Annotated in this window: 24 protein-coding genes, 1 tRNA gene and 1 pseudogene; 17 read left to right on the forward strand and 9 right to left on the reverse strand. The window is 71.9% G+C overall.

The annotated features are described in order from the left end of the window. Positions 1 to 17: 17 nt before the first annotated feature. Both H4F70_RS07745 and H4F70_RS07750 read left to right on the forward strand, forming a co-directional pair. A complete protein-coding gene (locus tag H4F70_RS07745; RefSeq protein ID WP_372497552.1) occupies positions 18 to 1,430 on the forward strand; it encodes an ATP-binding protein in 1,413 nt (470 codons plus the stop codon). Continuing rightward, complete coding sequence (locus H4F70_RS07750) at positions 1,430 to 3,445, forward strand: vWA domain-containing protein (RefSeq protein ID WP_235681398.1); 2,016 nt, start codon at positions 1,430 to 1,432, stop codon at positions 3,443 to 3,445. Before H4F70_RS07745 ends, H4F70_RS07750 begins: the two co-directional genes overlap by 1 nt. Positions 3,446 to 3,461: 16 nt before the next feature. Here H4F70_RS07750 and H4F70_RS07755 read toward each other — a convergent pair whose 3' ends face one another. Beyond that, entirely contained in the window at positions 3,462 to 3,947 is a 486-nt protein-coding gene (locus tag H4F70_RS07755; RefSeq protein WP_235681399.1) for a nuclear transport factor 2 family protein, read from the reverse strand. Between the two features lie 157 nt (positions 3,948 to 4,104). Continuing rightward, positions 4,105 to 4,365: a 30S ribosomal protein S18 gene (gene rpsR / locus H4F70_RS07760; protein WP_182345686.1), complete on the reverse strand. Its 261-nt coding sequence runs from the start codon at positions 4,363 to 4,365 to the stop codon at positions 4,105 to 4,107. Between the two features lie 318 nt (positions 4,366 to 4,683). Between rpsR and H4F70_RS07765 the strand changes: the two genes are divergently transcribed. From H4F70_RS07765 to H4F70_RS07790, 6 genes are all read left to right on the forward strand, one after another. Continuing rightward, a complete protein-coding gene (locus tag H4F70_RS07765) occupies positions 4,684 to 5,313 on the forward strand; it encodes a trimeric intracellular cation channel family protein (RefSeq protein WP_182345684.1) in 630 nt (209 codons plus the stop codon). A gap of 15 nt (positions 5,314 to 5,328) precedes the next feature. Continuing rightward, positions 5,329 to 6,024, forward strand: coding sequence for a response regulator transcription factor (locus H4F70_RS07770; RefSeq protein ID WP_182346161.1), 696 nt, complete (start codon positions 5,329 to 5,331; stop codon positions 6,022 to 6,024). Next, positions 6,021 to 7,442, forward strand: a complete 1,422-nt coding sequence (locus H4F70_RS07775) for a HAMP domain-containing sensor histidine kinase (protein ID WP_235681400.1) — start codon at positions 6,021 to 6,023, stop codon at positions 7,440 to 7,442. Before H4F70_RS07770 ends, H4F70_RS07775 begins: the two co-directional genes overlap by 4 nt. A 216-nt stretch (positions 7,443 to 7,658) precedes the next feature. Next, positions 7,659 to 9,128 (forward strand): S1C family serine protease, encoded by a 1,470-nt coding sequence (locus H4F70_RS07780; protein ID WP_182359735.1) that lies wholly within the window; start codon positions 7,659 to 7,661, stop codon positions 9,126 to 9,128. A gap of 148 nt (positions 9,129 to 9,276) precedes the next feature. Beyond that, positions 9,277 to 9,774 carry a MogA/MoaB family molybdenum cofactor biosynthesis protein gene (locus H4F70_RS07785; protein WP_182346159.1) on the forward strand — a complete coding sequence of 166 codons (498 nt, stop codon included), beginning with the start codon at positions 9,277 to 9,279 and terminating at the stop codon, positions 9,772 to 9,774. Next, complete coding sequence (locus H4F70_RS07790; RefSeq protein WP_220471843.1) at positions 9,761 to 10,003, forward strand: hypothetical protein; 243 nt, start codon at positions 9,761 to 9,763, stop codon at positions 10,001 to 10,003. The genes H4F70_RS07785 and H4F70_RS07790 overlap by 14 nt, the downstream gene beginning before the upstream one ends. A 43-nt stretch (positions 10,004 to 10,046) precedes the next feature. Here the strand turns inward: H4F70_RS07790 and H4F70_RS07795 are convergent, their stop codons facing one another. The 3 genes from H4F70_RS07795 to H4F70_RS07805 form a co-directional block, all read right to left on the reverse strand. Then, on the reverse strand, positions 10,047 to 10,814 hold the full coding sequence (locus H4F70_RS07795) for an SAF domain-containing protein (RefSeq protein ID WP_235681401.1): 768 nt from the start codon (positions 10,812 to 10,814) through the stop codon (positions 10,047 to 10,049). 149 nt (positions 10,815 to 10,963) lie between these two features. Further along, entirely contained in the window at positions 10,964 to 11,314 is a 351-nt protein-coding gene (locus tag H4F70_RS07800; RefSeq protein WP_182359736.1) for an FmdB family zinc ribbon protein, read from the reverse strand. Positions 11,315 to 11,513: 199 nt separating this feature from the next. After that, positions 11,514 to 12,188, reverse strand: coding sequence for a 5-formyltetrahydrofolate cyclo-ligase (locus tag H4F70_RS07805; protein ID WP_182359737.1), 675 nt, complete (start codon positions 12,186 to 12,188; stop codon positions 11,514 to 11,516). A 148-nt stretch (positions 12,189 to 12,336) separates the two neighbouring features. On the opposite strand from H4F70_RS07805, the gene H4F70_RS07810 reads away from it, so the two are divergent. The 6 genes from H4F70_RS07810 (at position 12,337) to H4F70_RS07835 (ending at position 17,493) form a co-directional block, all read left to right on the forward strand. Beyond that, positions 12,337 to 13,293, forward strand: a complete 957-nt coding sequence (locus H4F70_RS07810; RefSeq protein ID WP_182359738.1) for a UTP--glucose-1-phosphate uridylyltransferase — start codon at positions 12,337 to 12,339, stop codon at positions 13,291 to 13,293. Between the two features lie 88 nt (positions 13,294 to 13,381). Then, entirely contained in the window at positions 13,382 to 14,641 is a 1,260-nt protein-coding gene (glp, locus tag H4F70_RS07815; protein ID WP_182345674.1) for a molybdotransferase-like divisome protein Glp, read from the forward strand. Positions 14,642 to 14,649: 8 nt separating this feature from the next. Next, positions 14,650 to 15,321, forward strand: coding sequence for a GNAT family N-acetyltransferase (locus tag H4F70_RS07820; protein WP_235681402.1), 672 nt, complete (start codon positions 14,650 to 14,652; stop codon positions 15,319 to 15,321). 140 nt (positions 15,322 to 15,461) lie between these two features. After that, positions 15,462 to 16,484 (forward strand): divisome protein SepX/GlpR, encoded by a 1,023-nt coding sequence (gene sepX / locus H4F70_RS07825; RefSeq protein ID WP_182359739.1) that lies wholly within the window; start codon positions 15,462 to 15,464, stop codon positions 16,482 to 16,484. 79 nt (positions 16,485 to 16,563) lie between these two features. Continuing rightward, positions 16,564 to 16,636 (forward strand) — tRNA-Ala (locus H4F70_RS07830). Between the two features lie 251 nt (positions 16,637 to 16,887). Then, a complete protein-coding gene (locus H4F70_RS07835) occupies positions 16,888 to 17,493 on the forward strand; it encodes a CueP family metal-binding protein (RefSeq protein WP_182359740.1) in 606 nt (201 codons plus the stop codon). 5 nt (positions 17,494 to 17,498) lie between these two features. Here H4F70_RS07835 and H4F70_RS20460 read toward each other — a convergent pair whose 3' ends face one another. The 3 genes and pseudogenes from H4F70_RS20460 to H4F70_RS07845 all read right to left on the reverse strand — a co-directional run bounded on the left by H4F70_RS20460 (position 17,499) and on the right by H4F70_RS07845 (position 18,952). After that, positions 17,499 to 17,663, reverse strand: a complete 165-nt coding sequence (locus tag H4F70_RS20460; RefSeq protein WP_235681403.1) for a hypothetical protein — start codon at positions 17,661 to 17,663, stop codon at positions 17,499 to 17,501. A gap of 22 nt (positions 17,664 to 17,685) precedes the next feature. After that, positions 17,686 to 18,510 (reverse strand): annotated as a pseudogene (locus H4F70_RS20965) (alpha/beta fold hydrolase); the annotation flags it as partial. 73 nt (positions 18,511 to 18,583) lie between these two features. Next, a complete protein-coding gene (locus H4F70_RS07845; RefSeq protein ID WP_182360252.1) occupies positions 18,584 to 18,952 on the reverse strand; it encodes a RidA family protein in 369 nt (122 codons plus the stop codon). A gap of 200 nt (positions 18,953 to 19,152) precedes the next feature. Between H4F70_RS07845 and H4F70_RS07850 the strand changes: the two genes are divergently transcribed. The 3 genes from H4F70_RS07850 (at position 19,153) to H4F70_RS20475 (ending at position 20,963) form a co-directional block, all read left to right on the forward strand. Further along, positions 19,153 to 19,617 carry a nucleoside deaminase gene (locus H4F70_RS07850; protein WP_182359741.1) on the forward strand — a complete coding sequence of 155 codons (465 nt, stop codon included), beginning with the start codon at positions 19,153 to 19,155 and terminating at the stop codon, positions 19,615 to 19,617. A gap of 110 nt (positions 19,618 to 19,727) precedes the next feature. Beyond that, positions 19,728 to 20,567: a hypothetical protein gene (locus H4F70_RS07855; protein WP_182359742.1), complete on the forward strand. Its 840-nt coding sequence runs from the start codon at positions 19,728 to 19,730 to the stop codon at positions 20,565 to 20,567. A gap of 111 nt (positions 20,568 to 20,678) precedes the next feature. Beyond that, complete coding sequence (locus H4F70_RS20475) at positions 20,679 to 20,963, forward strand: hypothetical protein (protein WP_308316609.1); 285 nt, start codon at positions 20,679 to 20,681, stop codon at positions 20,961 to 20,963. A 16-nt stretch (positions 20,964 to 20,979) separates the two neighbouring features. On the opposite strand, the gene H4F70_RS07865 is transcribed toward H4F70_RS20475, so the two are convergent. Further along, positions 20,980 to 22,122: a sulfotransferase family protein gene (locus tag H4F70_RS07865; RefSeq protein ID WP_182359743.1), complete on the reverse strand. Its 1,143-nt coding sequence runs from the start codon at positions 22,120 to 22,122 to the stop codon at positions 20,980 to 20,982. Positions 22,123 to 22,153 lie beyond the last annotated feature (31 nt).

The following is a 22,153-nucleotide window of genomic DNA, read 5'->3' on the forward strand; positions in this document are numbered from 1 at the left end:
TGGGACAGGTGACGGCGATCTCTTCTCGAACACCCACCGCTGCGGCTCCCCCCGCCCCCACCACCGTCGGCCGGCTCCGCGCGTCGGGCCACCGCAGGGAAAGCGTGAAGTCGGAGATGCGGCGCAACCTGCTCGGCGCGCTGCGCGACGGGCGGGACCCCGCGCCCGGCCTGCTCGGATTCGGCGCGACCGTGCTGCCGCAGCTCGAGCGCGCCCTGCTGGCCGGTCACGACATCGTCCTGCTCGGCGAGCGCGGCCAAGGCAAGTCGCGCCTGCTGCGCACGCTGCCGCTCCTGCTGGACGAGTGGACCCCGGTCATCGACGGCGCGGAGTTGGGCGAGCACCCGTTCGACCCCATCACCCCGGAGTCGCGGCGACGGGCCGCGGAGTTGGGCGACGCGCTGCCCGTCGCGTGGCGCCACCGCGACGATCGGTACCTGGAGAAGCTCGCCACCCCGGACACCTCGGTGGGCGACCTGGTGGGCGACGTCGACCCGGTCAAGGTGGCGGAGGGGCGCAGCCTGGGCGACCCGGAGACCATCCACTTCGGCCTGGTGCCGCGCGCGCACCGGGGGATCATGGCCGTCAACGAACTGCCGGACCTCGCCGAGCGCATCCAGGTGGCGCTGCTCAACGTCATGGAAGAGCGCGACATCCAAGTGCGCGGGCACTCGCTGCGGCTGCCGCTGGACGTGTTGCTGGTGGCCAGCTCCAACCCCGAGGACTACACCAACCGCGGCCGCATCATCACGCCCCTCAAGGACCGCTTCGGCGCCGAGGTCCGCACGCACTACCCGCTCGAGCTGGACGACGAGGTGGCGGTCATCCGCCAGGAGTCGCAGCTGGTGGGGGAGGTGCCGGACCACCTGCTGGAGGTGCTGGCACGGTTCACGCGGCTGCTGCGCGAGTCCACCTCCGTCGACCAGAGTTCGGGCGTATCCGCGCGCTTCTCCATCGCCGCCGCCGAGACGGTGGCCGCCGCGGCGTTGCGGCGCTCCGCGATCCTGCACGAACCGGGCGAGCGGGCGGTGGCGCGCCCGGTCGATCTCGACGCGGTGATACCGGTGCTGCGGGGCAAGCTCGAGTTCGAATCCGGCGAGGAGGGGCGCGAAGACGCGGTGCTCGAGCATCTGCTCCGCCGGGCCACCGCCGACACGGTGCGCGGGCGGCTCGGCGGTATCGACCTCGGCCCGCTGGTGTCGCTGATCGATCAGGGGACGCAGGTGGTCACCGGCGACGACGTGTCCGCGGCCGAGCTGCTGGGCTCGCTCGCCGACGCGGAGACCGTCGCCCCTGTGATCGAACGGCTCGGAGCACGCACCGAGGGCGAGCGGGCTTCGGCGGTGGAGCTGGCGCTCGAGGGCCTGTTCCTGGCGCGCCGGGTGGCCAAGGACACCGGCGACGACGACGGCAGGACGGTGTACGGCTGATGGCCGCGCCCGATCCGCGCCGCCGCGGGCACGGCGGCCGCGACGCGGGCGGCCCGCACGCCGACCTGCGCCACGCCCGGTACGGCCGGTATCGGGGCGGCCCGGATCCGCTTGCCCCGCCGGTGGACCTGCGCGAGGCGCTCGCCGACATCGGCGAGCAGGTCATGGCGGGCACCTCGCCGCGCCGCGCGGTACGGGAGTTGCTGCGCCGCGGCGTGCGCGGGACGGCGGGGCTCGACGAGCTGCGCCGCCGCGCCGTTCGGCGCCGGCGCGAGCTGCTCGACAGGGGCAACCTGTCCGGCACCCTCGAGGAGGCGCGCAGGCTGCTGGACGAGGCGGTGCTCGAGGAGCGCAAGGCCCTGGCACGTGCGCTCGACGACGACGCGCGGTTCCAGGAGATGCAGCTGGCCGAGCTGCCGCCGTCCACGGCCAAGGCCGTCGAGGAGCTCGGCGCCTATCCGTGGCGGAGCGCCGAGGCGCGGGACACCTACGAGCAGATCAAGGACCTCCTGGGCCGCGAGATGCTCGATCAGAGGTTTGCGGGGATGAAACAGGCGCTGCAGAACGCCACCGACGAGGACCGCCGGCGCGTCGAGCAGATGCTGGAGGCGCTGTCCCGCCTCCTGGACGCGCACAACCGGGGCGAGGACACCACCGCACGGTTCGCGGAGTTCATGGACGAGTACGGCGACTTCTTCCCGGAGGGGCCCGCGAGCGTCGACGAACTCATCGACTCGCTCGCGGCGCGCGCCGCGGCGGCGCAGCGGCTGCGCAACTCGCTGTCGGAGGAGCAGCGCGCCGAGCTGGACGCGCTCGCACAGCAGGCGTTCGGCAGCCCCGGCATCGCCGAGCAGCTCGCGCGCCTCGACGCGCAGCTGCAGGCGGCGCGCCCCGGCGCCGGGTGGTCCGGTGACGAGGATTTCAGCGGGCCCGAGGGGATGGGCCTCGGCGAGGGCACGTCGGCGATCCAGCAGATCGGTGACCTCGACGCGTTGTCGGAGACGCTGTCGCAGCAGTACCCGGGCGCGACGATGGACGACGTCGACCTCGACGAGCTGGCCCGGCTGCTGGGGGACGAGGCCGCCGTGGACGCGCGCACTCTCGCGGAACTCGAGCGCGCGCTGCACGAGCAGGGACTGGTGGACCGGGGGCCCGACGGCGACCTGCGCCTGTCGCCGGCCGCGATGCGCAAACTCGGACAGGCCGCGCTGCGCGACGTCGCACGCAGCCTCTCGTCGCGGGCCGGCGGCCGCGAAACGCACCGTGCGGGTGCGGCGGGCGAACCGACGGGCGCTGCGCGGCCGTGGCGGTTCGGCGACACCGAGCCGTGGGACACCACCCGCACGGTCGTCAACGCGGTCCTGCGCACGGCGGGGACCGGCTCGGGGCCCCCGGTGCGGTTGAGCGTGGACGACGTGGAGGTGGTCGAGACCGAACAGCGCACCCGCGCGGCGGTGGCGCTGTTGGTGGACATCTCGTTCTCGATGGTCATGGACGGCCGGTGGGTGCCCATGAAGCGCACGGCGCTGGCGCTCGAGCACTTCGTGCGCACCCGCTTCCGCGGGGACCACCTGCAGATCATCGCCTTCGGGCGGCACGCGCGCACGATGACAGTGCCGGAGCTCGCCGGCCTGGACGAGATCTTCGAGCAGGGAACCAACCTGCACCACGGGCTGCTGCTGGCCGGGCGGCACGTGCGCCGATACCCGGACGCGCAGCCGGTGGTGCTGGTGGTGACCGACGGCGAGCCCACCGCCCACCTGCAGCCGGGCGGCGACGCGTTCTTCGACTACCCGCCGCACCCGGTCACGCTCGCGCACACCGTGGAGGAACTCGACGCGCTCGGCAGGCTCGACGCGCAGGTGACGTTCTTCCGGCTCGGCGACGACCCGGGTCTGGGGCGTTTCGTCGACACGATGGCGCGTCGCGTGTCCGGCCGCGTCGTCGCCCCCGACGCCGACGGGCTGGGGGCTGCGGTGGTGGGCGACTATCTCCGGTCGCGGCACAGGCGGTGAGCCGGTCCGCCCGCCGTCACGCCCACTTGTTGGCGGTGACGGTGAAGCTGGGCAGATCCTCCAGCTTCACCACGTACTCGTAGGCGCGTTCGTACCCGGTGCGGGTGATGCGCCACTGCCCGTCCTCGCCGCGCGCATAGTCGTCGTCGTAGACGGCCGCGCCGCGCAGCATCACGCCCTGCGAGGGGATGAGCACGGTGTCGCTGAGATGCCAATAGCCGTGCGCCGAGTCGCCGTCGACGGTGATCTCGGGGTGTGCGGCGAAATGCTCGGTGAGCATCTCCTTGCGGCCCATGTGCTTGCGCATGAACGCCACCAGCGCGTCACGGTCGTCGAAGGTGTACTTGCCGTACTTGGCCGTGATCGCCGGCGCGAGGGTGTCGGTGAACGGCTCCCAGTCCTTGCCGTCGAGGCAGCGCAGGTAGCGGTGCTTGAGCCGCTTGATCTCCTCGATGGCGACGAGGGTGGCCAGGGCCGGGTCGGCCGGGGCTGCGTGGGTCACGTGCTGCTCCTGTGGCGGGGTGTCGGTTCGGCGGGTGCTTGCGGCCCGGCGCGTGAACGCAAGGAGCCGGGCAGGACGAACGCTACGTCCTGCCCGGCTCCCGCCGGAGTGGTGCTCCCGATCACCGGGCCCGGCCGCTCGGCGCGGGCGGCGGCGGTCAGTGCGTGGTGTACGGCAGCAGCGCCATCTCACGCGCGTTCTTGACGGCGGTGGCGACCTGCCGCTGCTGCTGCGGGCTCAGCCCGGTCACGCGGCGCGAGCGGATCTTGCCGCGGTCCGAGATGAACGTGCGCAGCAGGTTGATGTCCTTGTAGTCGACCGTGGCGATGCCCGCGGCGGTCAACGGGTTCTTCTTGGGCTTGCGGGGCGCGTCGTTGCGGTTCTTGCGGGACGACGACGAATTCCTCTTGCCAGCCATCTTGTGCGGCCTCCTAGCGGCGTTTCGGTGCGGCGCGGCGCGGTGGTGCGACGCCGTGGGTGGGTGTGACTCGACCTGTGACAGGACCTTCGGGCTGTGACAGGACTTCCGGGCAGCTCTACCCGCGGGGAGGCCCGGCGGGCACACCCGTGACCAGACAAACCTACGCGAGGGCGCCTCCCGCGGTCCACTCAGGGGGTGCGCCCTCGGCCCGGCCGGCGCCCGGGCGTCCGGATGCTGGGCAGTGATCCCGATGGTTGGGCACGGCCGGGCATAATCGCGTAGGCCCGCGCTTGACCCGCCCGCGAACGGTGAACGATGAAGGAGGCCGCAGTGCTCACCACGCTCGACCTCGTCGGCACGGCGGCGTTCGCCGCCTCCGGCGCGTCGATCGGGGTGTTCAAGCGTCTGGACTTGTTCGGGGTGTGCGTCGTCGGCATCACCACGGGCATCGGCGGCGGCATCACCAGGGATGTCCTGCTGGGCGTGCACCCGCCCACGTCCCTGGTGCAGTGGCCCGATTTCGTCGTCGCGCTCACCTTCTCGCTGGGGGTGTTCCTCCTGCACCCGCTGATGGGGCACGTGCAGACCGCGGTGCTGTGGCTCGACGCGCTGGGGATGGGGGTGTTCGCCACCACCGGTGCGGCGACGGCGCTGCACCACGATGCCGAGTGGTGGGCCGCGATCCTCATCGGCGCGATCTCGGCGATCGGCGGCGGGGTGCTGCGTGACGTGCTCGTCAACGAGATGCCACTATTGCTGCATCGCGACCTGTATGCGACTCCGGCGCTGGTCGGGGCGACGATCGTCGTCGGGTTCGAGCTGGGCGCAGTGCCGTATCCGTGGGGGCTGGTGGCGGGGACGGTCATCGCCACGGTGCTGCGCCTGGCTGCGCTGGCGCGCGGGTGGAACCTGCCATCGCCGCCGCAGTGGGACCGGACCTCGTAGGCTTTGCGTGTGGCGGTGAACATTCTGGTGGTCGACGACGACCGTGCGGTGCGCGATTCGCTGCGCCGGTCGCTCACGTTCAACGGCTACGCGGTCGAGACCGCACACGACGGTCTCGACGCGTTGGAGAAGATCGACGCGGCACGGCCCGACGCCGTCGTGCTGGACGTGATGATGCCGCGCGTCGACGGGCTGGAGGTGTGCCGGCGCCTGCGCGGCACCGGCGACGACCTTCCGGTGCTGATGCTCACGGCGCGCGATTCCGTCTCGGAGCGGGTGGCGGGGCTGGACGTCGGCGCGGACGACTACCTGCCGAAGCCGTTCGCCATGGAGGAGCTCCTGGCCCGGCTGCGCGCCCTGCTGCGCCGCGCCAATCCGGAGGAGGATGCGGACGGCGAACCCGCCGAGACACTCGCATTCGCCGACCTCACCCTGGACCAGGGCAGCCGTGAGATCACGCGCGGCGACCGCCCCATCAGCCTCACACGCACGGAGTTCTCGCTGCTGGAGATGCTGCTGGCGAACCCGAAGCGGGTGCTCACACGGGGCAGGATCCTGGAGGAGGTGTGGGGCTACGACTTCCCCACGTCCGGCAATGCACTGGAGGTGTACATCGGCTATCTGCGCCGCAAGACCGAGGCCGGCGGCGAGCCGCGCCTGATCCACACCGTCCGCGGCGTCGGCTACGTGCTGCGGGAAAGCCCCCCGTGACGCAGCACCTGCGTCCGCATCCGCGCGCGTGGCTCGCGCATCTGCGCCGCGTATCGCTGCGCGGACGTGTCACAGCGCTGGCGACGACGGTCGCGGTGGTGCTGGTGGCGGCGATGGCGGTCTCGACGTACTTCGTGGTCCGCTCCGCCCTGTACACGTCGGTGGACACCCAGTTGCGCGCGCGTGCCGCGACCTTCGTCGACAGCTCTGCGCTGGCACTGGACCCCAGCTTCGTCCTCACGCTCGCACGGGCGTTCACCTCGGACATCAGCGTGGCGCTGATCTACCCGGACGGCTCGGTGTACGCGCCCGGACCACGCATCCCCATCGGCGGGCCGGAGGTCGCGGTGGCGAGCGGGCACGACCAGTCGTCCCTGCGCACCGCGGGAGGCCAGCGCATCCTCGCGGAACGCTCCCAATCCGGGGTCACCCTGGTGCTCTCGCAGAGGCTGGCGCCCACGCAGCGGGTGCTCGACCGGTTGGCACTGGTGCTCGGCATCGTCGGCGGCATCGGCGTCGTGGTCGCGGCGGCGGCCGGTACCGCCGTCGGCAGGACCGGTCTGCGCCCGGTCAGCCGGCTCACCGCAGCGGCCGAGCGCGTCGCGCGCACCGACGACCTCACCCCGATCCCCGTCTCCGGCAACGACGAGCTGGCACGGCTCACGATGAGCTTCAACGCGATGCTGCGCGCCCTGGCGGACTCGCGTGAACGGCAGAGCCGGCTGGTCGCCGACGCCGGTCACGAGCTCAAGACGCCGTTGACCTCGCTGCGCACCAACGCCGAGCTGCTCATCGCCGCGGGGCGACCCGGAGCGCCCGCCTTGCCCCCGGGGGAGACCGAGGCGATACGTGACGACGTGCTGGCGCAGATCGAGGAGTTGTCGACCCTCGTGGCGGATCTGGTGGACCTTGCGCGGGAGGACAGCCCGGAGACGGTCCGGCAGCGCATCGACCTGCGCGAGGTGCTCGACGGGGCGCTCGACCGCGTGCAGCGCCGCCGCTCCGACGTGCAGTTCGAGGTATGGGCGGTGTCGTGGTTCGTCTACGGCGACGCCGGCGGATTCGGCCGTGCGGTGCTGAACATCCTCGACAACGCGGCCAAGTGGAGTCCGCCGGGGGAGAAGGTGCACGTGGCGCTCCGCCAGGTGGGGCCGCACCTGGCGGAGCTCACGGTGGCCGACGCCGGGCCAGGGATACCCGAGCAGGACAGGCAGCTGGTGTTCGAGCGGTTCTACCGGTCGGACACCGCCCGTTCGATGCCCGGTTCGGGCCTGGGCCTGGCGATCGTGCGGCAGGTCGTCGTCAAACACGGCGGTGTCATCACCGCGGACGTGTCCGACCGTGGGGGCGCGTTGATCCGCATCGCGCTGCCGGGCGAGCCGGCTTCGGCGCCGGCGGCGACGCCGCGCGTGGACTGAATCCACGCCCGTAAGGTTCGGAATTCTTTCCACGGGGAATCACCAGTGTGCTCTCAGTGCGCTCTCAGCAACGTGCACCAGTCTGAATGTCAGAGGTCGCCGCCACGCCCCGGAGCGTGGCGCGGCGCGGGGGCCGGGCCGCCGGCATCGTCTGCCGGCGCGGCGGCATCCGAAGAACGCGGCGGCGTGGGGCGCCGCCAGGGAGAGAGGCCGAGAATGGACGACAAGCGCAATCCTGACGGGCGCGATCCCGAGGGGCACGATCCCGACCGCGGATCCGGCGGCGTGGAGCACGGCCGTGAGCCCGGCGACGGCGGGGGCCGGGGCGGTACGCAGGGCCCTCCACCGCAGTACGGCCCGCAGGCGGGCGCGCCGGAGGGGCCGCACCCCACCGAGGAGCTCCACGGACTGGGGACGCCGCCGCCCGCACACTATCCGGGCCCCGGCCCCTACCAGGCACCCGGGCCGTATCCGCAGGGCGGCGCATACCAGGGCGCGTATCCGGGGCCGGGTCCCCAGCACTACCCGGGCCCGCAGCATGGCGGGTCGGCCACGGCACCGGCGCCGCAGGCGGCGAAACCTCCGCGCCGCAGGCCGGGCGCGGTCGTGCTCGTCGCGGGAGCGCTCGCGTTCGCCCTCGTCGGCGGGGCCATCGGCGGCGTGACCGGCGCGTACTTCGCGACCAGCGACGATTCCGGTTCCGCCTCGGTGGTGCAGGCGCTCAACGATTCGACCACCAAGGCGCAGCCCACCGCGGCCGCCCCCAGCGGTTCGGTGCAGCAGGTGGCGCAGAAGGTGCTGCCGAGTGTCGTCGAGATCAAGGTGGCCACGCGCGGCGGGGGCGGTGAAGGCTCCGGCATCATCCTGTCGCAGGACGGGATGATCCTCACCAACAACCATGTCGCCACCGCCGAGTCCTCCGGACCGGTGCAGATCCAGGTGACATTCGCGGACGGGTCCACGAGCCCCGCGAAGATCGTCGCCGCCGACCCGGTCACCGACATCGCGGTGATCAAGGCCGACAAGACCGGACTCACGCCGATCGAGCTCGGCTCGTCGTCCAACCTCCAGGTGGGTCAGCAGGTGGTCGCCATCGGCTCGCCCCTGGGCCTGTCCGGCACCGTCACGTCGGGGATCATCAGCGCACTCAACCGGCCGGTGTCCACCAGCGGCAACAGTGGCGACCAGGCGACGGTGATCGACGCGATCCAAACCGATGCCGCGATCAACCCGGGCAACTCGGGCGGCGCGCTGGTGAACATGAAGGGCCAGCTGATCGGCATGAACACCGCCATCGCCTCGCTCGGCGAGGGCATGGGTCAGCAGTCCGGCTCCATCGGCCTCGGCTTCGCCATCCCGGTCGAGCAGGTCAAGCAGATCTCACAGGACCTGATCACCACCGGACACGCCCAGCACGCGCAGATCGGCATCACCGTCCCCGTCCGTTCCAACGCCCCCGGCGCACTGGTGATGTCGGTGCTGCCGGGCGGGCCGGCCGACCAGGCGGGCATCAAGAAGGGGCAGGTGATCACGAAGGTCGACGACCGGGTCGTCAGCGGCGGTGACGGGCTGATCGCGGCGGTCCGCTCCCACGCGCCCGGCGACAAGGTCACCGTCACGGTCACCGACGAGAACGGCGGGAATCCGCACACCGTCGACGTGACGCTCGGCCAAGCGGAGAACTGACCGGCCGGACAGGCCGCATCACCGACAATCGGAGCATCAGGAGCACAGCGACGTGATCATCATCGACAACGACACCGAGGCCAACGGATTCCGCCTGACCGACGACGGAATCGCCGCGACGGCACTGCTGGGCACTACGGTGGACCGTATGGACAGACTGAACACTCTCGCGGGGCGGGCGCTGATCGTCGTCGTCGACGACCGGACGGCCCACGGCGACGTCGAAGACGAGTCCGGCCCCCTGGTGGGCGAGCTGCTGCGGGAGGACGGTTTCCTCGTCGACGGGACCGTGGTCGTCGCCTCGGACGAGGTGGAGATCCGCAAGGCCCTCAACACCGCCGTGATCGGCGGCGTGGACCTGGTCGTGTCCGTCGGCGGCACCGGGGTGTCGCCGCGGGACGTGACGCCCGAGGTCACGATAGAGATCCTCGACCGCGAGATCCCGGGGATCGCCGAGGCACTGCGGTCCTCGGCGCTGTCCGCGGGCTCCATCGAGGGCGGCCTCTCGCGCGGCGTCGCGGGCATCTCCGGGAGCACGCTCGTGGTCAATCTGGCGGGGACCCGCGAATCGATCCGCGACGGGATGGCGACCCTCGCGCGCCTGGCCCGGCACGTGATCGGAGACCTTTCGCGTGTCGACGAGTAGCGATGCCGACGGCTGCGCCCCGGAGATGCTGCGGTCCGGTGACGATCCGGCGGCCGCGGCGGACCTGGCGCGTCGGCGCGCCGCCCGGCGCGCCAGGATCGACCGCATCTTCGGTGACAACCTGCCCGACGCCGGCGTCGACGAGGTCGCGCGGAACCGCGTGCGCGAGCGCGGTCGCGACGGCGCCGAGGACTGGCTGCGCAGCAATGTGCCGCCGCACCACGGCTGATCTGCCCGGCCTCTCCATCGCCCGGGTGCGGTGGTGCCTGCCGTCAGTGCATGGTGACGGTCATGGCGCGGGTCATCGACGCGGATGCCACGCGGGCGGCTTCCTGCGCGGGGAGCGCGACCAGAAGGATCCGCCCGCGGCGTGACCGAGCGTCGGCGGCCGGGGGCACCAGCACGACCGGTGCTGCGATGGCCATCGTCAGCGGGGAACCATCGCGCCGGGGGCCGGCCGGCGGGAGCCTTCCGGCCCGCCCCGGGACGGCGGCGGTGGGACCGGTCGCCGGAGACTGATCATCGGGTGGTGCGGCGATGATGTCGACAAGATCTCCTGCATGCACCACCTCGGCGAGCGCCGGGTCTGCGAGGCGGACGGTGACCAGGCGGGCGTCTTGCACCCCCGCAGCCGCCCTGGCCAGGGGTTCTCCCAGCAGTCGCACATCGGTCAGCGCCTCGCCGGCGCGGACGGGGGCGGCGATCATGCGGCCCAGCGCGCGCTCCTGCGTCGACAGTGCGCCCCGCGGCACGGCCCGCGCAGCTCGCTGCACCACGGCCAGATCCGCGGCGGTGACCTCCGCGCCGGGGGACAGGTCACGTGCGGCAATGACGACGTCGACCTCGTCCGCGGCGGGATCTCCGCGGACGGCGAGGACCACCGCCGTGACCGCCAGCACCGCCGCCGCGCAGCGACGCAGGGCGACGACGCGCGGCCAACCGGGCGCCCACGCCGCGCGCATCCGCTGGAACGGCCCGGCACGCAAGTCCCGCGTCCGATGCGCCGCGTCCGATGCTCCGCGGCCGAATCCCCCCGCCATGTGCAACCCCCGTCGTGTTCCCCACTGCTCCGGGCTCCCCGTGCCCTGCCGGGACCACGGTACGGGCGCGGCGGCGGCGCGGCGAACGAAAGCCGGCGCGGTTGTGGATAACCGCGCCGGCCGTGCACAGCGAAGGGGTGGGCGGTGCCTCAGCCCGCGGCGGACCCCGAGGCTGCGGGCGCGGGGCTGGACTGGGCGCCCGAGCCGGACTTGGCGCCGCCTGCGGCCGAACCCGACGAGCCCGACGACGACCCCGAACCCGACGAGTCCGAGGACGACCCCGACGACGACGAGTCGGAGGACGCGCCGGCAGGCACGGTGCCCGAGCGACTGTCGGTGCGGTAGAAGCCGCTGCCCTTGAATACGATGCCCACCGAGTTGAACAGCTTGCGCAGCCGGCCGCCGCAGTCCGAGCACACCGTGAGCGCATCGTCGCTGAACTTCTGGACGATGTCGAAGCTGTTGCCGCACTCGGTGCAGGCGTACGAATAGGTGGGCACGGGCGGACCTCCCGGGGTGGGCCGCGCGGGACGCGGCGGGCTGGTTTCGCGGCGGAGCGCGGGCGGCTCGGGCCGGGGCACCGCGCCGGGCGGGGTTGTCCACCTCGCTGCGCCGCAGTTCCGGCCTTTTCAGCACTCCGATTGCATGAGTGCCAACGCATTCATGGTAATGGTTGTTCCCCGTGCCGTCGGTGCCGGTCTACTTCCGGACGACGCGGAACACCCCTTCGCCGGGGGTGAGCACCGTGCCGATCCGTACGTCATGCGGATCCTCGGGGAGTTCGTCGACCAGTTCATCGTCGCCGACGGCGCAGACCATCGCCGCCCCCGGCGCGGCCGCGGGGAGCGTCCGGTCGTAGTAGCCGGCGCCCCGCCCGAGTCGCACCCCGCGCCGGTCCACCGCCACGGCCGGCACCAGGATCAGCGCGGCCTCGGCGATGACGGAGGGATCCAGAACGGGCCCCGGCGGCTCGAGCAGCCCGTAACGGGCAGTGCGCAGAGCAGTGCGGCCCGTGTGCGGCGCCCAGGACAGCGGCCCCGGCGCGCCGGTGACCGGGAGGAGCACGCGCAGACCGGCGGCCAGGGCGTCGTCGAGCATGCGCATGTCGCCCGGCTCCGCGTCGGTGGGCACGTACGCGCAGATCGTCGTCCCCCGCGGGAGTGTGGTGAGGATCTCGGTGCGCCACACCGCGGCGAGGGCGTCCGACTCGGCACGGAGTGCGTCGTGGCCGGCCGCGGCGCGCAGCGCACGGAAGCGCCTGCGCCATGCGTGCTTGTCGACGGCGACGGGCCGGGCGTCGCCGTAGGGCCGGCGGTCCGCATGCCGGGCCGCCGCGGCGTAAGCAGCCCCGTCGGACGGGTCGTTGCTGGACATCCGTGTTGCACCTCTCTCGCCGTGGACATCGCGCTCCGCCGCCCCTGGGGCGCCGGGCCCGGGGGAAGCGCCGGTATTAGCGCACACTGAACCCGGCGTCGCGCCGCTCGATCGCGGTGACACGCCGATCAATAGTTAGGGTAGGGCTATGACATCTCGGAGTGCGGCGGACGAGCCGGCGGTATCGCCGCAGTGGGGAGCGGGGCCGTTCCGCACGGCGATCGTTCCGGCGGCGGGACTGGGGACGCGGTTCCTGCCCGCCACCAAGACGGTGCCGAAGGAGCTGCTGCCCGTCGTGGACACGCCGGGCATCGAGCTCGTCGCAGGCGAAGCGGCGGAAGCCGGCGCCCGCCGCCTGATCATCATCACGAACGAGGGCAAGGACGGGGTGGTCGCGCACTTCCGCTCGGATCCGGAGCTCGAAGCCACGCTGGCCGAGCGCGGGAAGACGGAGCTGCTGGCCAAGGTGCGCCGCGCGCCGGAGCTCATCGACGTCAAGGCGGTCGTGCAGCCCTCGCCCCACGGGCTCGGTCACGCCATCGGGTGCGCCGAGTCCGCGCTCGCCGCCGACGAGGACGCGGTCGCCGTCCTGCTGCCGGACGACCTCGTGCTGCCCACCGGAGTCCTTGCGCAGATGGCCGCGGTGCGCAGCGAGCACGGCGGCTCGGTGCTGTGCGCGTTCGAGGTGCCGGAGGATCAAGTCAGCGCCTACGGGGTCTTCGCCGTCGAGCCAACCGGCGGCGCGGACGCGGACGTCCTGCGGGTGACGGGGATGGTGGAGAAGCCCGCGCCCCAGGACGCGCCGTCGTCGCTGGCCGCCGCCGGCCGGTACATCCTCGACCGGGCCGTGTTCGACGCGCTCAGGAGGATCGAGCCGGGGGCCGGCGGGGAACTCCAGATCACCGACGCCATCGCGCTGCTCATCGACGAGGGGCACCCGGTGCACGTGGTGGTGCACCGCGGCCGGCGCCACGACCTGGGCAACCCCGGCGGGTATGTGCGTGCGGCCGTCGATTTCGCACTGCAGTCCGACGAGTACGGGGCGGAGCTGCGGACCTGGCTGCTGGAACACCTCGGCGTGCCGCAGGAGGCCGCGCGGGCGTGAACGCCCGGCGTATCCGGATCGACCGTCGATCCCGGCGGCGCGTGCGACCATGACCCTCGGGTCGGCAGGCAAGGAAGGGGACAGCCGCTTGCGTTCGGTGGAAGAACAGCTCAGTCGCGTGACGGCATCGGCCGTGGCGCCGCGGCCGGTCCGCGTCGCGATCTCCGAGGCGCAGGGCTTGCTGTGCGCGGAGGAGGTCGTGGCCACGCGTCCGCTGCCCGGGTTCGACCAGGCGGCCATCGACGGCTACGCGGTGCGCAGCGTGGACGTGCGCGATGCGGGTTCGGCGGTCACGGGGCCGGAGGGCGCACCCTCCGAACTCACCCTGCCGGTGGTCGGCGAGGTCTCGGCCGGGTCGCGCCGGCCGACGCGACTGCAGCCCGGCCAGGTGGTGCGGGTGCGCACCGGCGCTCCGTTGCCGACGCTGGCGGACGCGGTGCTCCCCACCGGCTGGACCAACGGCGGCCACGCGCGCGTGGCCGTCTATCAGCCCGTGCTCTCCGGGGCCTACGTCCGACGCACCGGCGACGACGTCCAGCCGGGCGATGTCGCGGTGAAGGCCGGCACGATCATCGGCCCGGCGCAGGTGGGGCTGCTCGCCGCCGTCGGCCGCGACAAGGTGCTGGTGCATCCGCGCCCGCGCGTCGCGGTGATCTCCGTGGGCGGCGAGCTCGTGGACATCGACCGCACCCCGGGTACGGGCCAGGTGTTCGACGTCAACTCGTACGCGCTGGCCGCGGCTGCGCGCGACGCCGGAGCCGAGGTGTCGCGCGTCGGCATCGCAGGTTCCGAGCCCGCCGAGTTCCGCGACGCGGTGGAGAGCTACCTGCTGCGCTCGGAGATCATCGTCATCGCAGGCGCCGCCGGCGGCATGGCCTCCGAGCGGTATCACGACGTGCTCGCCGAGCTCGGTTCTCTCGAGGTCGCGCGGGTGGCGATGCATCCGGGGTCGGTGCAGGGGTACGGGTTGCTGGGGGCGGAGAGCGTGCCCACCTTCCTGCTGCCGGCCAACCCGGTGAGCGCGCTCGTCGTGTTCGAGGTGATGGTGCGTCCGCTCATCCGGATCGCGCTGGGGCGGCGCCGGCCCATGCGCCGCAAGGTGCGGGCACGCACGGTGGCGCCGATCAGCTCCATCGAGGGGCGTACCGCTTTCCTGCGCGGCCAGCTGATGCGCGACGAGACCACGAACGAGTATCTGGTGCAGGCGCTCGGCGGGGCCGCGGGGTCGTCGTCCCATCTGCTCGCGACGCTCGCCGAGGCGAACTGCTTCGTCACGATCCCACCGGAGGTCAGCTGGGTCGATACCGGCGACGAGGTCGAGGTCGTCTTCCTGGCGCAACAGGGCTAGGCCGCACAGTGTCGGCGACGGGGCGTCGACTGGGCGCCGGCGAACGCTCGGAGCATCCGGGCTGGCCCGCGCACATCGGAGCACTGCAGGTGCCTGCGGGCGTGGTGACGTTGCGGCCGGTGCGGATGCGCGACGCGAAGCAGTGGAGCAGGGCCCGTATCCGGGATGAGGACCACCTGCGGCCGTGGGAACCGACGGGGGCGGAACCGTGGGTACTCCGCCACCGGGCGGCGGCGTGGCCGGCGATCTGCATGCGGCTGCGGATCGCGGCACGCCACGGGGCGATCATTCCGATGGTCATCGAGGTGGACGGCAGGTACGCAGGCCAGCTGACGGTCGGCAACATCGTGCGTGGTCCGCTGCGGTCGGCGTGGATCGGGTACTGGGTGTCCACCGACTACAGCGGCAGGCGGGTGGCGTCGGCCGCGGTGGCGCTCGCGGTGGACCACTGCCTGTCCCGGGTGGGACTGCACCGGCTCGAGGCGACGGTGCGCCCGGAGAATCTGGCGAGCCGGTCCGTGCTGCGCCGGTCGGGGTTTCGGGAGGAGGGGCTGTTGCGCAACTACATGGACGTCGACGGCGCGTGGCGCGACCACATCCTCGTCGGGATGACCACGGAGGACTTCGCGGACACCGCGGCGGCGCGGATGGTGCGCGCGGGCCGCGCCCGATGGCATTGACCCGCACCGGATGCCGCCGGTCCGTGTGATCCGGGGCGCGCACGGCGTGGCACGTTCCGATGAGCCCGGTCTGCCTCTAGCCTGATATGCACGGCTACCCGTCCGGGTGTCGTCGGAGGAACAGTGGAGGGGGTCGCCGCGTGCCGAACTCGCTTGTATGGATCGGGTTGGTCGTCGTGTGGATCTTCGTGCTGTTCCCCATGGTCACCGGCCGCCGGAAGCCGGTGCGGCGCACGGGCGAGGCGACCCTCGCCACGCGCGTGCTGCATCGGGGAGGAATGGCACGGCCGATGCGCCGCGGGCCCGCGGCCGGCCACGCCGGAGATCCCGACTGGGTCCCCACTGCGGAGCAGGAGCGGGCGCGTCACCGGCAATTCGAGCACCCGGACACCACGCGAGCGGAGGCTCAGATGGACAGTGGCACAACCCGCTCCGGCGGGTCGGACGTGGACGACGAGATCCTCGATGCAGAGGTCGTGGAGGACGAGGCCGGCGGGCGTGTGCGCACGGCGCACCGTTCGGATTCGGCAGCCGGCACGGTGCATGGCGCGGCGCACGATGAGGACGCCGGCGCGGGTCGGCCGGATGAGGACGGGCCGGATGCGGACGCGCGCGGCGCGGCGGCGGACCGGCGCGCGGCCGACGCGGAGCCCGTCGCGTCGGGGCCCGCCGACGGCTCCGAACCTACCGTGTCGAAGGAACTGGACACGGTCGACTCCGACGCGGCGCCCCGCCGTACGGGCCGCGGGGGCTTCGATCCGCGGGCGGACGCGATCGCCAGCGCCGAGAGGTACCGCACCCGCCAGCGGGTGGTCTTGTCGATGGCCGGCGGCATCGTCGTCACCGCGGTCTTCGCGCTGTTGTTCCTGCCGTTGTTCTGGTGGGGCACCGCGGCCTTCGCAGGGGCGGTGACGCTGTACCTGGGGTATCTGCGTCGGCAGGTGCGGCTCGAGGAGCAGATCCGGCGCCGCCGCATGGCGCGGCTGCAGAAGGCGCGCACGCAGGAGCAGGTGGACCGCCGAGCACGGGCAACGGTGCCCGGGCCTCCGCAGCGTCGCGGCGTGGTGGTGCTCGAATCGGATGACGGCGACCCGGACTTCGAACACCTGCCGCCGTACGCGCCAGCTGCGCACGAGGACCTGCGGCACGCGTCGGGGCAATGAAAACTGCTGGTCAGGACTCGATTTCGTGCTCGAGTCCGAACCTGCTATTGTTTTTCCCAGCGGTCCACAAGACCGCTTCGGGGCTGTGGCGCAGTTGGTAGCGCGACTCGTTCGCATCGAGTAGGTCAGGGGTTCGATTCCCCTCAGCTCCACCCGGAGAATGCCGGGGCATCCGACGAGATGCCCCGGCATTCTCCGTTTTGCTCCCCGAACCTGCGGCGCATCCTGTTGCGCGCCCTCGGTCCGCGCACTCGTCCTGCAATGCCGGAACCACGTGAACTTAGGCGCCTTGTCGCCGGTGATCGTGCCAATCGGGTGCGCGGAGTCGAGCGAGCGCAGTGGACGCGGCGTGCGTGCGACCGCCCTCGCGGGTTCCGGTGAACCCGCTGGCTACTATGACGGCATGCGTTCACAGAAGGGGACTTTCCGGGCCCTCCTCGCACTGTTCTTCGCGTCGGTGTTCCTTGCCGGCTGCTCGTCCGCCGACTCCGCAGAGACCGCCGGGGGACGCGGTGCCGCAAGCGATCCGGCCGTCTGGTTGGCGGCTTACGGGCTCGATGGCCTCGACGGACGGGAGATCATCGACACCCTGGACCGGATGCCGGTCGCCGAGCGCCCGGACGGGCTGCTCGCATCGGTGCGCGCGGACCAGGTCGTGCTCACACACGAGGACGGCGGGGAGGTGGCCGTGCCGCTGCCGGCCGACGAGTTCTATGTGTCCGTCGCCCCGTACACGGACACCACGCACCGATGCTTCTACCACAGCCTCACCACCTGCCTGGGCGAGCTGCGCAACGCCGACGTGCGCGTGACGGCCACGGACTCGGATGGGACGCAGGTGATCTCCACTGTGGAGATGCGCACGTTCGACAACGGCTTCGTCGGACTGTGGCTTCCGCGCGGCTTCGACGGCACCGTCACCCTCGAGCAGGACGGGCGCACGGCCACCGTCCCGGTTGCGACCGGAGGCGACGATCCCACCTGCCTGACCACCGCGCGTCTGACGTAGCGGACTCAGTCGCCGTCGCCGGATCCGGCGACGAATTCGGCGACGGCATGCGCGATCAGTCCGGACGAATGGAACGGTAGCCAGTGGCCGGTGACCAGGTCGGTGCGCGACAGGTCGTGCACCCACCGTTCCACGTCCGAGTAGATCGCGGGCCCGCAGCGCGATGTCACGCCGGTTGACCAGGAGCCGCACCGGGACCGTCGTCTGGCGTGGGTCGGGCCGGCGCAGCCGGGGGATGATGTTGGCCGAGTAGATGCGCAGGCCGCTGATCATGTCGCGCTGGAGCGACGGGGCCAGATGGATCCGCTCGGCCGGCGTCCCGTCGATGACGCGCAGGAACCTGCGCCAGAGCGCGGGCCGTCCGACGCTGCGGAAGAACAGCCGCGGCACCGCCGGCGTCATGAAGAACCCCGTGTACGCCGACGATGCCAGTTGGCTGAGCGCCTGACCGATGCCGCGTGCGGTGGGGCGGCTCAGTCGTTCCCGCACCCACACGGCCAGGTGGTCCAGGCTGGGGCCGGAGATGGACGTGAACGTGGCGATCCGCTCGTCGGCGTCCGCGCGGCACACGGCCTCCCATCCCTGCACCGAGCCCCAGTCGTGGCCGACGAGGTGCACCTTGCGGTCCGGGCTGACCGCGTCGATGACGGCGTAGAGGTCGTCGGCCAACTGGTCCAGGCTGAACTCCGACACCGTTCCGGGGACGGTGGACTCGCCGTGACCGCGGGTGTCGTAGGTGACGACACGGTGGTGCTCTGCCAACGCGGGGACGACGCCGTCCCACAGGCGGTGGGTGTCCGGCCAGCCGTGCACGAGCAGCACTGCGGGCCCGTCGGGATCGCCCTGCTCGAACACTGCCAGGTTGATGTCGCCGCGGGTGACGGTCCTGCGGCGTGGTGACGGGCTGGTCATTGCGGTGCTCCTCGGGTGCTCGTGCGCGCCGGCGGTGCGGCGTGCCGGCCGCCGCCACGTTGTTATTGTCCTACTGTCTAACAGTGGGCGTGACGGAGTGCACATTCGGGGATGGCGACAGGGGTGTGGAAGACCGGCATGCGGATCGTCGGACGCGGCGGCGTGCGCCCGTACGCGGTCAAGCGTCGGCCAGCAGCGCGATGCAGTCGATCTCCACCGTGGCCCCGTAGGGCAGGGCGCTGACCTCGAGGAATGTCCGAGCGGGACGAGGGTGGGAGAAGATCCGCTCGAATTGGCGGTTGGCCTCCTCACGCAACGTGACGTCGGTGACGAAGTAGGTCAGCTTCACCGCATGCTCGAGCCGGCCGCCGACGGTCGCGAGCCGTTCGGTCATGCGGTCGAGGGCGGCGTCGAGGGCCTCGCTGCGGCCGGGAACCGCCGTGCCGTCGGCGTCCACGGACAGCGCACCCGATACGAAGGCGAATCCGCCCGCCGCGTAGGCCGGACTGTAGGGATGCGGGTCGGGGTGGTGGCCACGGCGCGGAATGCGGAGTCATCGGGGCTCCCTTGTCGTCGGAGGGCCCGCGGCATCGCCCTGTCGGCCGTGCCGGCGCGGGGAGCCGGGTCGCCTGCGGGCAGTGGAGTCGAGTCGTGCCGGATCCTACCGGCGCGGCGCGGTCAGCACCGCTGATCGGCATCGCCGCCAGAACCGTGACCGCCCGGGCGGCGACGCCCTATCCTCGGCTCATGGGTCCGAGGCGATGGAACCGAGCGGGCATCGACGCGGCTGTGCAGGAAGCCGCCGGAGGCCTGGACGACGGGGGCGTGCCCGTCGGTGCAGCGTTGGAGGTCGGCGGTGTGCTCGTCGCGGCCGGGCGGAATCTCCGGGTGCAGGCCGGCGATCCGACGGCGCACGGGGAGATCGCGTGCCTGCGCGCGGCGGGGCGCCGCGCCTCGTACCGCGATGCCGTCCTTTACACCACGCTCGCGCCGTGTGCTATGTGCGCCGGCGCGATCATCCAGTTCGGGATTCCGTTCGTGGTGGTGGGGGAGGAGCGCACCTTCGGCGGCGAGGTGGGCCTTCTGCGCAGCCGCGGGGTGCAGGTGGAGGTGCTGGACGACCGGCGCTGCGTCGACCTCATGTCCCGCTTCCAACGCGAGCATCCCGACGTCTGGGCGGAGGACATCGGCGAGCCTCCGCCGCGCGGCTGACGCTGCAGCGAGGCCCGTGGCGACGGTAGGATGGCGTTGAGGGCAGATGGAGCTCCCGGGGCATCCGGTGGGCCGATCACCCAGGGGTGCAGTGGAAAAGGGGGTGCGAGGTGGTTGCGCGCACGGTCGACACCGTCTTCGCGGACGTCTCCGGATACCAGCGCCCCGTCGACGACAGTTATCCCCACCGTGTGCTGTCCATCAAATCCAACGACGGCACCATCCGCGATCCGAACTTCCCCGAGAACTACCGGTGGATGCGTGACGCGCTCGATGCCGGCCGGCTGGAGTTCGGCATCGTGTACTTCTTCTGGCGGCCCAACTGGCGGACGTGCGTGTCGGTGCAGCAGTCGATGATCGAGGCGGCCGGCGGCCTGCACCCGCGGATCGTCTGCATGATCGACGTCGAGTCCGACCGTTCCCAGTACGGGGACCACTCCGCGGGGATCAACGGCGCATTCGGACTGTTGGCGCAGTGGCTGGGTGACCGGCGGCGCGTCATCGGATATGCCAATGCGGGCGATTTCCAGTCGATGTGGCCGGACCGCCCCGCGGGTCTCCGCGTGATCGGCGCGGGCTACCCGGTGGACCCTCGCCTGCCCGGCGAGATCGCGCACCAGTACACCGACGGCAGACTCGGCGGCATCCCCGGCTACCCGATGGGGGCACCCCCGTTCGGGCCCTGCGACATGAACCTCGCGGCAGGCGTGAGCGCAGCGGAGGTTGCCGCCGAGTGCGGCATCGCGGCCCCCGCGCTGGATTCGCGTGCCGTCGACCGGTACAAGGCCGCGTTCATGAGTGCAGTCGGGTCCGATGTCAAGGATGTCCGCGAGCAGCTGTACGGCGAGGATGCGCGCGACGAGGGCGAGTACACGGGGTGGCCGCAGCTCGGGGGCCGTACCGTGACAGACGGTGTCGCGGCGGTACTGACGGCGCTGCGTGACAGGTGATCCCGGCGGCCTGAGTGCTGTGGTGGTGCTGGATGCACGCTGCAGCGAACGAACATGCGAGGGCAGAGCACATGCGAGGTTGTGCGCACAGACGATGAGGAGGCGGGCGATATGACGAGTCAGGTTGATCGGGTCAACGCGTTCACGGCCGCATTCGACGGCGCGATAGGCAGCGACGTCAAGGATGTGCGCGAGCAGTTGTGCGGCAAAGGCGCGCGGGATGCGGGCGAGTACACGGGGTGGCCGCAGCTCGGCGGCCGCACGGTGGTGGACGCGCTCGCCGCCATCGGCGCCGCGCTCGGCGTGCCAGGCATGTACGACCCGCACGCCGAGCAGCAGACAGGGCGGCAACCCGGACAGCAGGCCGCGCAGCGATCGCAACAGCGGTCCGCCTAACCCCGCGATCCCTCACTCAGAGGCCGAAGCGGTCCGCCACCTGCGCGCGCGTCAGCCCGAAATCCTCGAGCGTGTACTGGTGCGCGGGTTTGCGGGCGCCGGAACGGCTCTCGGCGTGCATGGCCTCCATCGCACGCTGCGCCCCGGCGTTCAGCGTGATCCCGAACCTGTCGTACACCGCCGTGACGGTGCCGAGCGGGTCGGCGACGAAGTCGGAGTAGTCGACGTCCACGAACTGTGCAGGGTCGTACCGGGCGCGCGCGGTGTTGAACGTGTCGAGCCCCCGCGCCCACAGCTCCAGCTGGCCGGGGCCGATGTTCTCGCCGCGGAACACCTCCGACCATCCGTCGGTGGCGTGCGAGGCGAGGCTGCACGCGGAGGCCATCGCGGTCACCGGGTCGCGGTGGGTCTGGATGATGAGCGCGTCCGGATACACCGCCATGATCTCGTCGAGCGCGAACAGGTGGCTGGGGTTCTTGAGCACCCAGCGCTTGTCCTGGTCGTTCAGGCCGATCAGCTGCAGGTTGCGCTTGTGCCGGGCGTAGGCGCCGGTCCAGTCCTGCCCGGCCAGCCACGCCGAGTAGGAGGGCAGGTGGCCCAGGCATTCGTAGGAGACGGACAGGAACGTCTGGCGCAGCAGTTGCCAGCATTCCTCGACCTCGGCGGCCGACATGTAGTGCACGCCCATGAACTCGGGGTTCTCCACGTGATGCCGGCGGAAGCCCTCCTCGATGGCGCTGAACACCGGATCGGACTCCCAGCTCTCGCGCGGCGGCCTGGGCTGGGGCATCTCGGTCAGCCACATCTCGAGGCCCTGGTGGCCGGGGTCGGCATTGAGGAGTCGATGCAGCGCTGTGGTCCCTGTGCGCGGCAGGCCGGTGACGAAGATCGGGCGTTCGATCGCGACGTCGGCGTGTTCGGGGTGCTGCTTCCACGCCGCCTCGGACAGCAGTCGCGCGATGAGGGCGCCGCGGAGGAACACCCGGGACATCTTGCTGCCGAGCGGCGTGAGCACCTCGTCGCGGGCATAGGAGTCCAACAGCACCCCGAGCGCCTCGGAATAGTCGTCCGCACCGAAATCGTCCAGGCCGGTCTTGGCGGTCGCGGATGTGTGGAGGTCGTCGATCGTCCCGACGGTGGTGCGGTCGGTGGAGGTCATCGTGGGCCTTCCCTGGTGTCGTGGGCCGGGG

The sequence above is a fragment of the Tomitella gaofuii genome (genome assembly GCF_014126825.1).
Taxonomy (GTDB): Bacteria; Actinomycetota; Actinomycetes; order Mycobacteriales; family Mycobacteriaceae; genus Tomitella; species Tomitella gaofuii.

Coding starts and splice junctions, on each gene's coding strand:
- H4F70_RS20475 (WP_308316609.1), top strand. CDS start 20,679: ATGACGAGTCAGGTTGATCGGGTCAACGCGTTCACGGCCGCATTCGAC.
- H4F70_RS07805 (WP_182359737.1), bottom strand. CDS start 12,188: ATGTCCAGCAACGACCCGTCCGACGGGGCTGCTTACGCCGCGGCGGCC.
- H4F70_RS07765 (WP_182345684.1), top strand. CDS start 4,684: ATGAAGGAGGCCGCAGTGCTCACCACGCTCGACCTCGTCGGCACGGCG.
- H4F70_RS07810 (WP_182359738.1), top strand. CDS start 12,337: ATGACATCTCGGAGTGCGGCGGACGAGCCGGCGGTATCGCCGCAGTGG.
- H4F70_RS07780 (WP_182359735.1), top strand. CDS start 7,659: ATGGACGACAAGCGCAATCCTGACGGGCGCGATCCCGAGGGGCACGAT.
- H4F70_RS07835 (WP_182359740.1), top strand. CDS start 16,888: ATGCGTTCACAGAAGGGGACTTTCCGGGCCCTCCTCGCACTGTTCTTC.
- H4F70_RS07865 (WP_182359743.1), bottom strand. CDS start 22,122: ATGACCTCCACCGACCGCACCACCGTCGGGACGATCGACGACCTCCAC.
- H4F70_RS07750 (WP_235681398.1), top strand. CDS start 1,430: ATGGCCGCGCCCGATCCGCGCCGCCGCGGGCACGGCGGCCGCGACGCG.
- rpsR (WP_182345686.1), bottom strand. CDS start 4,365: ATGGCTGGCAAGAGGAATTCGTCGTCGTCCCGCAAGAACCGCAACGAC.
- H4F70_RS07785 (WP_182346159.1), top strand. CDS start 9,277: ATGGACAGACTGAACACTCTCGCGGGGCGGGCGCTGATCGTCGTCGTC.
- H4F70_RS07795 (WP_235681401.1), bottom strand. CDS start 10,814: ATGGCGGGGGGATTCGGCCGCGGAGCATCGGACGCGGCGCATCGGACG.
- H4F70_RS07850 (WP_182359741.1), top strand. CDS start 19,153: ATGGGTCCGAGGCGATGGAACCGAGCGGGCATCGACGCGGCTGTGCAG.